Annotated in this window: 13 protein-coding genes; 11 read left to right on the top strand and 2 right to left on the bottom strand. The window is 63.3% G+C overall.

The features are described from left to right. The first annotated feature begins 53 nt into the window (after positions 1-53). The 5 genes from ACX0GZ_RS01650 to guaA all read left to right on the top strand — a co-directional run bounded on the left by ACX0GZ_RS01650 (position 54) and on the right by guaA (position 6283). A complete protein-coding gene (locus ACX0GZ_RS01650; protein WP_458812688.1) occupies positions 54-1121 on the top strand; it encodes a DNA-directed RNA polymerase subunit alpha in 1068 nt (355 codons plus the stop codon). A gap of 274 nt (positions 1122-1395) precedes the next feature. Beyond that, positions 1396-1818, top strand: a complete 423-nt coding sequence (rplQ, locus tag ACX0GZ_RS01645) for a 50S ribosomal protein L17 (RefSeq protein ID WP_458812686.1) — start codon at positions 1396-1398, stop codon at positions 1816-1818. 83 nt (positions 1819-1901) lie between these two features. Beyond that, positions 1902-4055, top strand: coding sequence for a prolyl oligopeptidase family serine peptidase (locus tag ACX0GZ_RS01640; protein ID WP_458812684.1), 2154 nt, complete (start codon positions 1902-1904; stop codon positions 4053-4055). Between the two features lie 38 nt (positions 4056-4093). Further along, complete coding sequence (locus ACX0GZ_RS01635) at positions 4094-4675, top strand: hypothetical protein (RefSeq protein WP_458812682.1); 582 nt, start codon at positions 4094-4096, stop codon at positions 4673-4675. A gap of 51 nt (positions 4676-4726) precedes the next feature. Next, the gene (guaA, locus tag ACX0GZ_RS01630; RefSeq protein ID WP_458812680.1) at positions 4727-6283 is read left to right on the top strand and encodes a glutamine-hydrolyzing GMP synthase; all 1557 of its coding nucleotides are present in this window, start codon (positions 4727-4729) and stop codon (positions 6281-6283) included. A 191-nt stretch (positions 6284-6474) separates the two neighbouring features. Here guaA and ACX0GZ_RS01625 read toward each other — a convergent pair whose 3' ends face one another. After that, a complete protein-coding gene (locus ACX0GZ_RS01625) occupies positions 6475-7695 on the bottom strand; it encodes an NADP-dependent isocitrate dehydrogenase (RefSeq protein ID WP_458812678.1) in 1221 nt (406 codons plus the stop codon). A 148-nt stretch (positions 7696-7843) separates the two neighbouring features. Here ACX0GZ_RS01625 and ACX0GZ_RS01620 point away from each other — a divergent pair, with 148 nt between their 5' ends. Both ACX0GZ_RS01620 and ACX0GZ_RS01615 read left to right on the top strand, forming a co-directional pair. Beyond that, on the top strand, positions 7844-8575 hold the full coding sequence (locus ACX0GZ_RS01620; RefSeq protein WP_458812676.1) for a phosphatidylserine decarboxylase: 732 nt from the start codon (positions 7844-7846) through the stop codon (positions 8573-8575). After that, positions 8575-9378 (top strand): CDP-alcohol phosphatidyltransferase family protein, encoded by an 804-nt coding sequence (locus tag ACX0GZ_RS01615; RefSeq protein ID WP_458812674.1) that lies wholly within the window; start codon positions 8575-8577, stop codon positions 9376-9378. Before ACX0GZ_RS01620 ends, ACX0GZ_RS01615 begins: the two co-directional genes overlap by 1 nt. Here the strand turns inward: ACX0GZ_RS01615 and ACX0GZ_RS01610 are convergent. Continuing rightward, positions 9305-9532, bottom strand: a complete 228-nt coding sequence (locus ACX0GZ_RS01610) for a hypothetical protein (protein ID WP_458812672.1) — start codon at positions 9530-9532, stop codon at positions 9305-9307. The two genes, ACX0GZ_RS01615 and ACX0GZ_RS01610, sit on opposite strands and share 74 nt — an antisense overlap. A 259-nt stretch (positions 9533-9791) precedes the next feature. On the opposite strand from ACX0GZ_RS01610, the gene rpsB reads away from it, so the two are divergent. The 4 genes from rpsB (at position 9792) to frr (ending at position 13381) form a co-directional block, all read left to right on the top strand. Further along, positions 9792-10676 carry a 30S ribosomal protein S2 gene (gene rpsB, locus ACX0GZ_RS01605; protein WP_458812670.1) on the top strand — a complete coding sequence of 295 codons (885 nt, stop codon included), beginning with the start codon at positions 9792-9794 and terminating at the stop codon, positions 10674-10676. A 156-nt stretch (positions 10677-10832) separates the two neighbouring features. Then, a complete protein-coding gene (gene tsf, locus ACX0GZ_RS01600; protein ID WP_458812668.1) occupies positions 10833-11762 on the top strand; it encodes a translation elongation factor Ts in 930 nt (309 codons plus the stop codon). Between the two features lie 273 nt (positions 11763-12035). Further along, positions 12036-12761 (top strand): UMP kinase, encoded by a 726-nt coding sequence (pyrH, locus tag ACX0GZ_RS01595; protein ID WP_458812666.1) that lies wholly within the window; start codon positions 12036-12038, stop codon positions 12759-12761. Positions 12762-12823: 62 nt separating this feature from the next. After that, complete coding sequence (gene frr, locus ACX0GZ_RS01590; RefSeq protein WP_458812664.1) at positions 12824-13381, top strand: ribosome recycling factor; 558 nt, start codon at positions 12824-12826, stop codon at positions 13379-13381. The last annotated feature ends 15 nt before the right edge of the window (positions 13382-13396 follow it).

Here is a 13396-nt window from a genome sequence, read left to right as displayed (position 1 = left end):
TGGCTGTTTCCGGCAGGATGGCCCCTAAATCCTGCCCAACCTAGGGGAAGCCCGTGTCTGTCAATGCTAAGAACTGGCAGGAACTCAAGAAGCCCAACGGTCTCGAAAAGAAGGCTGGCGGGGATCCCAAGCGCAAGTCGACGTTCGTCGCCGAGCCGCTGGAGCGTGGTTTCGGCCTGACGCTCGGCAATGCGCTGCGTCGCGTGCTGTTGTCGTCGCTTCAGGGCGCGGCCGTCACGTCGATCAAGATCGAAAACGTGCTGCACGAATTCTCGTCGCTGGCCGGTGTGCGTGAAGACGTCACCGACATCGTCCTGAACGTGAAGCAGATCGCGCTGAAGATGCAGGGCGAAGGCCCCAAGCGGCTCCAGCTGTCGGCAACCGGCCCGGCGGAAGTCAAGGCGGGCGACATCGCGGTGTCGGGCGATATCGAGGTGATGAACCCCGATCTGGTCATCTGTCACCTCGACGATGGCGCGACGCTGAACATGGAACTGACCGCCGACACCGGCAAGGGTTATGTCCCCGCGGTTCAAAACCGTCCGGCCGATGCGCCGATCGGCCTGATCCCGGTCGATGCGCTCTATTCGCCGGTCCGTCAGGTCAGCTACAAGGTCGATCCGACCCGCGTCGGCCAGGACCTCGATTACGACAAGCTGACGCTCTCGGTCGAAACCGACGGCACCGTCGCCCCCGAAGACGCGATCGCGTACGCGGCGCGCATCCTTCAGGACCAGCTGGCGCTGTTCGTCCACTTCGACGATTCGGCGGTTGCGCGTTCGGCTCCGGTCAGCGGCGCACCTGCGGCGGCAGCCGGTGGCGAGACGGCAGGCGATACCGCGCAGATCAACCGTTACCTTCTGAAGAAGGTCGACGAGCTGGAACTGTCGGTGCGTTCGGCCAACTGCCTGAAGAACGACAACATCATCTATATCGGCGATCTGGTTCAGAAGACCGAAGCCGAAATGTTGCGCACCCCCAATTTCGGGCGCAAGTCGCTCAATGAAATCAAGGAAGTGCTGTCGTCGATGGGCCTGCGTCTGGGGATGGAAATCCCGGGATGGCCGCCGGAGAATATCGAGGAAATGGCGAAGAAGCTCGAGCAGGAGATTTTGGGGTAATCGCAGGCGGATAGCGTTCGCGCTATCCGACGCCTTGGCGATTACGTCGGCCGGCGGAGCCGCAAGGCTCCGTCCGACGACCCGGCTTTGCCGCGTCGGGCCTGCTTCGGAGAATATGGATTCCCGCCTTCGACTTTGTCGAAGTTTATCCTGAGCGCCTGCCTTGGCAGGCAGTCGAAGGGCGGGAATGACGGAAATATTTGGTGGGCTATCCGTCCCCACCTGGTCTGGGGTTCCGTAAAACGGCCCCTTAACGAACGAAGAAGGAAATACCATGCGTCATCGCGTAGGCGGCCGTAAGCTTCAGCGGACCTCGGCCCACCGCATTGCCCTGTTCCGCAACATGTCGGCAGCGCTGATCAAGCACGAACAGATCACCACCACCGTCGCCAAGGCGAAGGAACTGCGCCCGTATATCGAAAAGCTGGTGACGCTGGCGAAGAAGGGCGGTCTTTCGAACCGCCGTCTTGCGCACGCGCGGCTGCTCGACGATGCTCAGCTCAGCAAGCTGTTCGACGTTCTGGCCGAGCGCTACAAGGACCGCAACGGCGGCTATACCCGCGTCATCAAGATGGGGCCGCGCATGTCGGACGCATCGCCGATGGCGATCATCGAATTCGTCGATCGCGACGTGTCGGCCAAGGGCCAGGATTCGGGTCCGGTAATGGGCGACGAGGATTTTGACGAAGCGGCGTAATTCGTCCGTATCATTCGATACTTGAGCAAGAGGTCGCCCCTTTCTAGGGTGCGGCCTCTTTCTCGTATCGGAGACATTGTTTCATGCGCCGCGCGTCGCTGCTTGCCCTGCCGCTGCTGTTCGCAGCCCCCGCTTTTTCCCAACCCGCATCGGAGACCACCACCGGCATGACCGCGCCCATCAACTATCCCGAAACGCGCCGCGTGAACGTGGTCGACGAACAATTCGGGGTGAAGGTCGCCGATCCGTATCGCTGGCTGGAAAACGACGTGCGCGAGGACAAGGAGGTCGCAAGCTGGGTCGCCGCGCAGAACAAGGTGACCGATGCCTATCTGGCGACGCTGCCGGGCCGCGACGTGTTCAAACAGCGGCTGACCGCCTTGTTCGATTATGAGCGGTTCGGCATCCCGACGCACAAGGGCCATCGCTATTTCTACAGCCATAATTCGGGCTTGCAGAACCAGGAGGTGCTCTACGTCCGTGAGCAGCTTAACGGGCAGGGAAGGGTACTGATCGATCCCAACAGCTGGTCGGCCGATGGCGCGACCGCGCTTGGCGAATGGGTGCCCAGCGAAGATGGCAGCAAGCTGCTCTATACCATTCAGGACGGCGGCTCGGACTGGCGCACGGTCAAGGTGCTGGATGTCGCGACCGGCAAGGAAACGAGCGACACGGTGGAATGGGTGAAGTTCTCCAACCTCGCCTGGGCGAAGGACGGATCGGGTTTCTATTATTCGCGCTTCGAACAGCCCGCCGCGGGGCAGGAATTCCAGGCGCTGAACGAAAACCAGAAAGTCTATTTCCACCGCCTCGGCACGCCGCAATCCGCGGACACGCTGGTCTATGCGACCCCCGATCGCCCGACGCTGGGCCATTCGGCGCAGGTGACGGATGACGGACGCTGGCTGGTCATCACCACCACCGAAGGCACCGACAACCGTTACGAGATCACGCTGGTCGACCTGAGCGCCGCCAGGCTCCAGCCGCGCACGATCATCAAGGGTCTGGAGAATGACTGGACCGCGATCGGCAATGTCGGCGAAACCTTCTTCTTCACCACCAACAAGGACGCGCCGCGCGAAAAGGTCGTGAAGATCGACGTGTCGGGCAATCAGGTGCGGATCAGCGATCTGGTGGCGCAGGACGACGCCGTGTTGTCGGGTGCGTCGGTGGTCGGCAACCGGTTGATCCTGTCCTATCTGGTCGATGCCAAGACCGAGGTGCGGCGCTTTACCCTCGACGGCAAGCCCGACGGCACCGTCACCCTGCCCGGCATCGGCACGGCGGGCGGCTTTGGCGGCGCGCAGGACCAGAACGAAACCTTTTACGTCTTCACCAGCTATGCCACGCCCGCGACCATCTATCGCTATGACGTGGCGAGCGGAAAGGCGGAGGTGTGGGCACAGCCCAAGGTCGATTTCGACCCCGCGCAATATGATGTGACCCAGCGTTTCTACAGTTCGAAGGACGGAACGCGGGTGCCGATGTTCATCGTCCGGAAAAAGGGCGCGACCGGCCCGGCGCCGACGTTACTCTATGCCTATGGCGGGTTCAACATTTCGGTGCTGCCGAGCTTCGCTTCGTCGCGCGTCGCGTGGATGGAGCAGGGCGGCGTGCTTGCGGTCGCCAACATTCGCGGCGGCGGCGAATATGGCAAGGCGTGGCACGATGGCGGACGCCTCCAGAACAAGCAGAACGTGTTCGACGATTTCATCGGCGCGGCCGAGGACCTGATCGCGCAAGGCGTGACGACGGCCGACAGGCTGGCGATCCAGGGCGGATCGAACGGCGGGTTGCTGGTCGGCGCGGTGGTCAACCAGCGCCCCGAGCTGTTCGCGGCGGCGCTGCCCGCGGTCGGCGTGATGGACATGACGCGTTTCGACAAGTTCACAGCCGGGCGCTACTGGGTCGACGATTACGGCTATCCGTCGAAGGAAGCCGATTTCAGGACGCTCTATGCCTATTCGCCCTATCACAACATCGCGAGCGGTAAAGTCTATCCGGCGATCCTGGCGACGACGGCGGACACCGACGACCGCGTGGTGCCGGGCCACACCTTCAAATATACCGCCGCGATCCAGGCGGCGGATATTGGCCCGAAGCCGCACCTGGTGCGGATTGAAACCCGCGCCGGGCACGGGTCGGGCAAACCGACCGACAAGGTGATCGAGGAAACCGCCGACCTGTGGGCCTTTGCGGCCAAATGGACGGGGATGACGGTGACCAACGTCGAGTAAGCGGGAACGCGCGGAGCGGCGCGGTCGTTGGCAGGGGTATGAAAACCATGCTCCTGTTTGCCGCGCCGCTGGCGCTGATCGCCTGTTCGGACGCGCCGGTATCGAACGATGCCGATAACAATGTGGTGGCATCGACGAACGTGGGTGCGCCTGAGGAAATGCCGACGGAAGCACCGCCGCCGCCAGCCGAAGATCCGGTCGCCGACGCCGCAGAACCCGCGATCGGCGAAACCCGGGGCGGGGACGGGTCGGACATCGCGCTCGCCCCGCTTCAGCCCGACGACGCAGCCGACTTGCCTGGCGAACTTGCGTGTAGCTTCCGGCTCGCAGACGCGCGACAGTCCTTGATGATCGCGCGCGCCGATGTCGGCGATGACGCACGCGGCGTCGCGGTGATCCGCAATGGCGGTTATGCCGAACGGCTGATGGCGCGATCCGATGGGGGCTTCGGCGCGATGGAGCCTGGCATTACATTCGGCGGGCGCGGCATGACCGTAACGATCGATCGCGGCGAACGCAGGTCGGGCGGCGAATCGCCCGACTATGCCGCGACCTTGCTGGCCCAGCGTGCCGACGGGGCCGAGCGGCGCTATCAGGGGTTATGGACCTGCGGACCCTGATCTGGGGATCGCCCCTTTCCCCTCGGCGCGCTTCTGGCTAAGCGGGCGCGCATGGACAGCCCCACGCAGAACATCCTCATCGTCGATTTCGGCAGCCAGGTCACCCAGCTGATCGCGCGCCGCGTGCGCGAAGCGGGGGTCTATTCCGAAATTGCGCCGTTCACGACTGCCGCCGAGGCGTTCGAGCGGTTGAAGCCGGCGGGCGTCATCCTGTCGGGCAGCCCCGCATCGGTGCTGGACGACGGGTCGCCGCGGGTGCCCGACGCCATCTTCGATAGCGGTTTGCCGGTGCTGGGCATCTGTTACGGGCAACAGGTGATGATGCACCAGTTGGGCGGCCAGGTGACGCTGGGCGATTCGGGCGAGTTCGGGCGGGCCTTTATCGAGATCGCCGATGGTTGCGAGCTGTTCGACGGGCTGTGGGCCGAAGGCGAAACGCATCAGGTGTGGATGAGCCACGGCGACAAGGTGACGGCGCTGGCCGAAGGATTCCGCCCGGTCGCATCCAGCCCCGGCGCACCCTATGCCGTGATCGCGAACGATGCGAAGCGCTATTACGCGATGCAGTTCCATCCCGAGGTCGTCCACACCCCCGATGGCGGACGGCTGATCGCCAATTTCGCGCGGCATGTCTGCGGCCTGGCGGGCGACTGGACGATGGCCGAGTTTCGCGACGCCAAGATCGCCGAAATCCGCGCGCAGGTGGGCGACGGAAAAGTCATTTGCGGTCTGTCGGGCGGAGTCGATTCGGCCGTAGCCGCGGTTCTTATCCATGAGGCGATCGGCGACCAGCTGACCTGCGTGTTCGTCGATCACGGACTGATGCGGGCAGGGGAGGCCGATCAGGTCGTCAGCCTGTTTCGTGGGGCGTACAACATCCCGCTCGTCCATGTGAACGCCGAGGCGCTGTTCCTGAACGGACTGGCCGGTCTGACCGACCCCGAAGCGAAGCGCAAATTCATCGGCAAGACCTTCATCGATGTGTTTGAGGACGAAGCCAAAAAGATCGGCGGTGCGGCCTTCCTCGCGCAAGGGACGCTCTACCCGGACGTGATCGAAAGCGTCAGCTTTACCGGCGGGCCGAGTGTCACGATCAAGAGCCACCACAATGTCGGCGGCCTGCCTGAGCGCATGAATATGCAACTCGTCGAACCCTTGCGCGAATTGTTCAAGGACGAGGTCCGTGCGCTGGGCCGCGAGCTTGGTTTGCCGGAGATTTTCGTCGGGCGGCATCCGTTTCCGGGGCCGGGCCTGGCAATCCGCATTCCGGGCGAGGTGACCAAGGAACGCTGCGATATCCTGCGAAAAGCCGACGCCATCTATCTGGAAGAAATTAGGAATGCCGGGCTGTACGACGCGATCTGGCAGGCATTTGCGGTGCTGCTGCCGGTGCGCAGCGTCGGGGTGATGGGCGACGGCCGCACCTATGACAGCGTGCTGGCATTGCGCGCGGTGACGTCGACTGACGGGATGACGGCAGAAGTGTTTGGGTTTCCGGGCGATTTCCTACCGCGGGTGGCGACGCGGATCGTCAACGAGGTGCGCGGCGTGAACCGGGTGACTTATGACTATACGTCGAAGCCGCCCGGAACGATCGAGTGGGAATAAATCGGGTGAACGCGTGGGGCGCGTTCACCCGATTTATCCGGCGCGGCAACGCGCCGGGGCGGCAGTAAGTAAGTTGATCCCCGTCATTCCCGCCTTCGCGGGAATGACGGGGTTGTGGTGGGTGAGGGACAATAAAAAAGCCGCCGGAAGCATGGACTTCCGGCGGCTTTCTTTGAGCTAGAGCGAGCGGCTTACTGCCAGCTGCCCATTTCGGTTTCGAGGTTGGCACGGATCGCTTCGAAGAACTGTTCGGTGGTCATCCAGGGCTGGTCCGGTCCGATCAGGATCGCGAGATCCTTGGTCATCGCGCCGCTTTCGACGGTCTTGACGCAGACCGCTTCCAGCGTTTCGGCGAAGCGCACGACCTCGGGCGTCTCGTCGAATTTGCCGCGATATTTCAGGCCGCCGGTCCAGGCAAAGATCGACGCGATCGGGTTGGTAGAGGTCGCCTTGCCCTGCTGGTGCTGGCGATAGTGGCGCGTGACGGTGCCGTGCGCAGCTTCCGCCTCGACCGTCTTGCCGTCGGGCGTCATCAGCACCGAGGTCATCAGGCCGAGCGAGCCGAAGCCCTGCGCGACCTGATCCGACTGCACGTCGCCGTCGTAATTCTTGCAGGCCCAGACGAATTCGCCGTGCCATTTGAGTGCCGATGCGACCATGTCGTCGATCAGGCGGTGTTCGTAGACGATGTTCGCTTCCTTGAACTTCGCTTCGAACTCGGTTTCGAACACTTCCTGGAAGATGTCCTTGAAGCGCCCGTCATAAGCCTTGAGAATCGTGTTCTTGGTCGAGAGATAGACCGGCCAGTTGCGGTTGAGGCCGTAATTCATCGACGCGCGCGCGAAATCACGGATCGAATCGTCGAGATTGTACATGCCCATCGCGACGCCGGCGGCGGGGAAGTTGAACACTTCCTCTTCGATCTTTTCGCCGTTTTCGCCTTCCCACTTCATGGTCAGCTTGCCCGCGCCGGGCACCTTGAAATCGGTCGCCTTATACTGGTCGCCGAACGCATGACGGCCGACGACGATCGGCTTGGTCCAGCCGGGGATCAGGCGCGGCACGTTGTTGATGACGATCGGTTCGCGAAACACGACGCCGCCCAGGATGTTGCGGATCGTGCCGTTGGGCGACCGCCACATCTTCTTCAGGCCGAATTCCTCGACCCGCGCTTCGTCGGGGGTGATGGTCGCGCATTTGACGCCGACGCCGTGCTCGCGGATCGCGTTGGCGCTGTCGATCGTGATCTGGTCGTTCGTCTCGTCGCGCTTTTCGACGCCGAGATCGTAATATTTGAGGTCGATGTCGAGATAGGGGAGGATCAGCCGTTCGCGGATCCATTCCCAAATGATCCGGGTCATTTCGTCGCCGTCGATCTCGACGACCGGATTCTTTACCTTGATCTTCGCCATCTATCTCTCGCTTCTTGTCTGAGGGAGGTTTGGCAGGCGTCCTAGGGGCAGGCGTGGCCGGGATCAACCGGCGTGGACGGGGCACCTCGAGGAACGCTTCGACCAAAGCGGCATTGTATTGCGGGAACCCCGTAGTTAGACCGCGACCATGACATCACTCGAAAAGCCGCCGGTCGGCACCGTGACCGCAAAGTGGCGTTTCCCCGGCGTCCATCCCGAAGGACGCAAATATCTGGCGATTTCCGGTGCCGCGACGCTGCTCGGCCTGTGGCTGGGCGGATGGTTCGTGGCGTGGCCGCTCGCCGGTTTCACTTTATGGGTCGCGGCGTTCTTTCGCGATCCGGTGCGGACCACGCCGCAGGGCGACGACCTGATCGTATCGCCCGCCGACGGGCTGGTATCGATGATCGAGCGGGTGCCGCTGCCGCCCGAACTCGCAGGCGATAACGCCTTGGGCAGCAAGCCGCTGGTGCGCGTGTCGATCTTCATGTCGGTGTTCGACGTCCACATCAACCGCGCGCCGATCCCCGGCACCGTGCGCGACGTCGTCTATATTTCGGGCAAGTTCCTGAACGCCGAACTCGACAAGGCGAGCGAAGAGAATGAGCGCCAGCACATGGTGATCGAGGGCGTTCGCGGCGAACGGATCGGCGTGACCCAGATCGCGGGCCTGCTTGCGCGGCGCATCCTGACCTTCGTTAAACCCGGCGACATGGTGGTTGCGGGCCAGCGCTTCGGCCTCATCCGCTTCGGCAGCCGTGTCGATGTGTGGTTGCCCGATGATGTCGCGCCGCAAGTCGCGCTCGGCCAGCGCGCGATCGCGGGTGAAACGGTCATCGGTCGTCGCGGTGCAACGCCCGCTACCGGCGTCGCGCAATAATGCGTGCGCCCCGGCCAAGCCGCGGTATTCCGCTGCGGGCGCTTGCCCCCAACGCGATTACCGCGGCGGCGATGTGTTTCGGGCTTTCCGGCATCCGCTTTGCGATTTCGGGCGAATGGGAGCGCTCGATCGTCATGATCCTGATCGCGGGGCTGCTCGATGGTCTCGATGGTCGCGTAGCGCGGGCATTACGCGGCGAGAGCAAATTCGGTGCGGAACTCGATTCGCTGTCGGACAGCCTGGCGTTCGGGGTCGCGCCTGCGCTGATCATCTATCTCTGGTCGCTGGTCACCGTGCCGCGCTGGGGGTGGGCGATCGCGCTGGTCTATGCGGTGTTCGCTGCGCTTCGCCTTGCACGCTTCAACGCGCGGATCGATCTGGCGGAACAGCCGCACAAATCGGCGGGCTTTCTGACCGGGGTTCCGGCACCAGCGGGTGCGATCCTCGCGTTCCTGCCGCTTTATCTGTGGATCTGGACCGGCGAGCCGATCTTCCAGTCGCCCTATCTGGTCGGCCCGTGGCTGCTGCTCTGTGCGATATTGCTGGTCTCAAGCATCGCCACCTGGTCGCCATCGTCGGTGAAACTGCGCCAGAATATCCGGTTCGAGGCGATCGTGATCGTCGCGGCGATTGCGGCGGCGGTGATTTCCGCGCCCTGGCCCGCGCTGTCGGTAATCGCGATCCTGTACCTGCTGTCGATCCCGTTCTCGATCCGGGCTTATGGTCGGATCAAGCGGCAGCGCGCCAGTGCGTCGCCTGCGGCGTCGCGTAGCGCACCCGAACCGGGGACGGGCGAAGGCTGACTCGCGGCACGGGCTGCGTCACGAAACGGGGATCGGGCTGGCCGCGCAACAGCGCGACGATGACGGCGCTTTTCTCGGAAAGCGTGGCGTGGATCGCCCACAGCGTGAAGGCCAGTGCGCCTGCGAAAACCAGAATTGCGACCGTGACTGCCATGTTCGGCTCCATCGATTCCCGCCCCGGAGAGTCGGGGCGGGTAACAGTCCGGTAACCATCTGGTTCCACGAACCGCTGTTGAACATGGTATGTTCTATATTCGTTCCTCGTGTCAACGGTTGATTTCGTGGCGCCGCTCGGCTATTGGCGCGCCCTCAACCCCGCATGGGAAGCACATAGACCGGTGCCGGACAGGGCTTTGGAAGCCTGATTTCGGTTCCCGCTTCCCAGAGGCATAACCGGAAAAGGAACTGATCCTATGGCGGCACCCGTCGTCTCCATGCACCAGCTGCTCGAAGCTGGCGCCCATTTCGGCCACCAGACGCACCGCTGGAACCCGAAGATGAAGCCGTACATTTTCGGCGATCGCAACGGCGTCCACATCATCGACCTGTCGCAGACCGTGCCGCTGTTCGCGCGCGCGCTCGAATTCATCAGCTCGTCGGTCGCATCGGGCGGCAAGGTGCTGTTCGTCGGCACCAAGCGCCAGGCGCAGGAGCCGATCGCGGACGCCGCACGCCGTTCGGGCCAGCATTTCGTCAACCATCGCTGGCTGGGCGGGATGCTCACCAACTGGAAGACGATTTCGGGTTCGATCAAGCGCCTCAAGACGCTGGAAGAACAGCTGTCGGGCGACACCCACGGCCTGACCAAGAAGGAAGTGCTGAACCTGACCCGCGAGCGCGACAAGCTCGAGCTGTCGCTGGGCGGTATCCGCGACCTGAACGGCATTCCCGACATCATGTTCGTGATCGACGCGAACAAGGAAGAACTGGCGATCAAGGAAGCCAACACGCTGGGCATTCCCGTCGTCGCGATCCTCGATTCGAACGTCTCGCCCGACGGCATCGCCTTTCCGGTTCCGGCGAATGACGACGCGGCGCGCGCGATCCGCCTGTATTGCGAAGCCGTGGCGATCGCCGCGACCCGCGGTGGCCAGGAAGCCATGCAGAAGTCCGGCAAGGATCTGGGCGCGATGGTCGAGCCGCCGAAGGAAGAGGCGCTGAGCGAGCCGGAAGCGCCCGCTGCCGAAGCAGCGCCTGCCGAAGCGGAAGCAGCACCCGCTGCCGCCGAGCCGGAAGCACCCGCCGCATCGACCGAGCCGGAAACGGCCGCCGAGGGCGAGCGCCAGATCGACGCGTAAGGCGTCCGCTTCGACACGTTCTTTCCCGTTCGTGCTGAGCCTGTCGAAGCACTGTCTTTCCCTTGTCACAAGGAAGAAGGACGGCACTTCGACAAGCTCAGTGCGAGCGGGTTTTGATATTCAGGGCCTTCGGGCCGTTAGACAAAGGAATTGAACATGGCCGAGATCACGGCAGCAGCGGTGAAGGAACTGCGCGAGCGTTCGGGCGCCGGCATGATGGACTGCAAGAAGGCGCTGAGCGAAAATGGCGGCGACATGGAAGCGGCGATGGACTGGCTGCGCACCAAGGGCCTTGCGGCCGCTGCGAAGAAGTCGAGCCGGACTGCCGCCGAAGGTCTGGTCGGCGTCGCCGTCGCCGGCACCAAGGGTGCGGCGGTCGAGGTGAATTCCGAAACCGATTTCGTCGCCAAGAACGACCAGTTCCAGTCGTTCGTCCGCGAGGTAACCGCGATCGCGCTCGAATCGGGCGACGATATCGAAGCGCTCAAGGGCCAGGCGATGCCGTCGGGCAAGACCGTCGAGGAAGCGCTGACCAACAATGTCGCGACGATCGGTGAAAACCAGTCGCTGCGCCGTGCAAAGCGCCTCGAAGTGTCGAAGGGCGCGGTGATCCCCTACGTCCACAATGCGGCATCGCCCGGTCTCGGCAAGATCGGCGTGCTCGTCGCGCTTGAATCGGATGCGGGCGTCGATGTGCTCGAACCGCTCGGCAAGCAGCTGGCGATGCACATCGCGGCGGCCTTCCCGCTGGCGCTCGACGAAACCGGTCTCGACCAGGACGTGCTGGAGCGCGAGCGCCAGATCGCGACCGAAAAGGCAGCTGAATCGGGCAAGCCCGCCGACATCATCGCCAAGATGGTCGAAGGATCGGTGAAGAAATTCGCCAAGGAAAACGCGCTGCTCAGCCAGCCGATCGTGATGGACGGCAAGACCCCGGTCGCCGACGTCGTCGCGAAGGCAGCGAAGGACGCGGGCACGACCATCGTGCTCAAGGACTATGTCCGCTTCCAGCTTGGCGAAGGCATCGAGAAGGAAGAAAGCGACTTCGCAGCCGAAGTGGCGGCGACCGCAGGGATCAAGAACTGATCCGATTGCGGATTGGTTCGTGAGACAGGAAAGGGTGGCTCCATTGGGGCCGCCCTTTTTCGTTGACGCGCTATCCGCCTCCGTAAAAAAATCCGTCATCCCAGCGAAAGCTGGGATATCGTGCCGGATGCATCAACCTTGCGACCGGATGCTACAGCGTTCGCTGGGGCGACGGTTTGGAGAGAGAGTCGCGCGCATCCCCGCTTGGCATCGCCGCGCGCCGCTTCTAAGGTCCGCGCGCTTCAATCTCCCGCCCGCAACACAAGTGACTCCATGCCCGCCACGAAATTCAAACGCATCCTTCTGAAACTCTCGGGCGAAGTCCTGATGGGGTCGGGCCAGTTCGGCATCGATCCCGCAACCTGCGAACGCGTGGCGCGCGAGGTGAAGGCGGCGAAGGAGGCGGGGCTTGAGATCTGCATGGTCGTCGGCGGCGGCAATATCTTTCGCGGGCTGGCTGGCGCCGCACAGGGCTTCGACCGGGCGAGCGCCGATTATATGGGCATGCTCGCAACCGTGATGAACGCGCTTGCCATGCAGAACGCGCTGGAAAAGGCGGGGGTCGAAACCCGCGTCCAGTCGGCGATCCCGATGGCGAGCGTCTGCGAACCCTATATCCGGCGCAAGGCGGAACGGCATATGCAGAAGGGGCGCGTGGTGCTGTTCGCGGCGGGCACCGGCCTGCCGTTCTTCACCACCGACACCACCGCGGCGCTGCGCGCGGCGGAGATGAATTGCGACGCGCTGTTCAAGGGCACCAGCGTCGATGGCGTGTACGATGCCGACCCGAAAAAGGTGCCGACCGCCACCCGTTACTACGAATTGTCGTTCAACCGGGTGCTTGCCGACGACCTGAAGGTGATGGACGCGAGCGCGGTGGCGCTGTGCCGCGACAACGACATTCCGATCGTGGTGTTCAATATTCGCGACGAGGGCAATCTGACCGCCGTCCTGCGTGGCGAGGGCATTTCGACGATCGTGCGGAACGACGCGAGTTGAACCCATTCCTTGCGCTCAGGCTGAGCGCAGTAAGCTAATTTGAAGACAGAGAGGATTGCATCATGGCCGCTTACAACAAGGCCGATCTGGAACGCCGCATGGCGGGTTCGGTCGAATCGTTGAAAGGCGATCTGAGCGGGCTGCGCACCGGGCGCGCGTCGGTCAGCCTGCTCGATCCGGTAACGGTCGAGGTTTACGGTGCGAACATGCCGCTGAACCAGGTCGCGACGGTGTCGGCGCCCGAGCCGCGAATGCTGTCGGTGCAGGTGTGGGACAAGTCGAATGTCGGTCCCGTGGACAAGGCGATCCGTTCGGCGGGGCTTGGCCTCAACCCGATCGTCGACGGGCAGAATATCCGCCTGCCGATCCCCGACCTGACCGAAGAGCGCCGCAAGGAACTGGCGAAGCTCGCCGGTCAATATGCGGAAAAAGCCCGCATCGCCGCGCGCAACGTGCGCCGCGACGGGATGGACATGCTGAAGACCGACGAGAAGAAGGGCGAGATTTCGGAGGACGAGCGCAAGAAGCTCGAAACCGAAGTCCAGAAGCTGACCGATTCGACCATTGCCGACATCGACGCGGCGGCGGCGTCGAAGGAAAAGGAAATCCTGGGTCAGTGATTCATCGCCCAGCTT

It is taken from the genome of Sphingomonas aestuarii, from assembly GCF_054457155.1.
Note: the sequence above shows the minus strand (reverse complement) of the source record. Positions and strands in the feature narration are given on the sequence as shown.

Bases quoted from the DNA above. Each gene is read 5' to 3' on its own strand.
- guaA (WP_458812680.1), top strand. From the start codon at position 4,727: ATGGACAGCCCCACGCAGAACATCCTCATCGTCGATTTCGGCAGCCAG.
- frr (WP_458812664.1), top strand. From the start codon at position 12,824: ATGGCCGCTTACAACAAGGCCGATCTGGAACGCCGCATGGCGGGTTCG.
- ACX0GZ_RS01635 (WP_458812682.1), top strand. From the start codon at position 4,094: ATGAAAACCATGCTCCTGTTTGCCGCGCCGCTGGCGCTGATCGCCTGT.
- ACX0GZ_RS01610 (WP_458812672.1), bottom strand. From the start codon at position 9,532: ATGGCAGTCACGGTCGCAATTCTGGTTTTCGCAGGCGCACTGGCCTTC.
- rpsB (WP_458812670.1), top strand. From the start codon at position 9,792: ATGGCGGCACCCGTCGTCTCCATGCACCAGCTGCTCGAAGCTGGCGCC.
- rplQ (WP_458812686.1), top strand. From the start codon at position 1,396: ATGCGTCATCGCGTAGGCGGCCGTAAGCTTCAGCGGACCTCGGCCCAC.
- ACX0GZ_RS01640 (WP_458812684.1), top strand. From the start codon at position 1,902: ATGCGCCGCGCGTCGCTGCTTGCCCTGCCGCTGCTGTTCGCAGCCCCC.
- ACX0GZ_RS01615 (WP_458812674.1), top strand. From the start codon at position 8,575: ATGCGTGCGCCCCGGCCAAGCCGCGGTATTCCGCTGCGGGCGCTTGCC.
- ACX0GZ_RS01620 (WP_458812676.1), top strand. From the start codon at position 7,844: ATGACATCACTCGAAAAGCCGCCGGTCGGCACCGTGACCGCAAAGTGG.
- pyrH (WP_458812666.1), top strand. From the start codon at position 12,036: ATGCCCGCCACGAAATTCAAACGCATCCTTCTGAAACTCTCGGGCGAA.
- ACX0GZ_RS01625 (WP_458812678.1), bottom strand. From the start codon at position 7,695: ATGGCGAAGATCAAGGTAAAGAATCCGGTCGTCGAGATCGACGGCGAC.
- tsf (WP_458812668.1), top strand. From the start codon at position 10,833: ATGGCCGAGATCACGGCAGCAGCGGTGAAGGAACTGCGCGAGCGTTCG.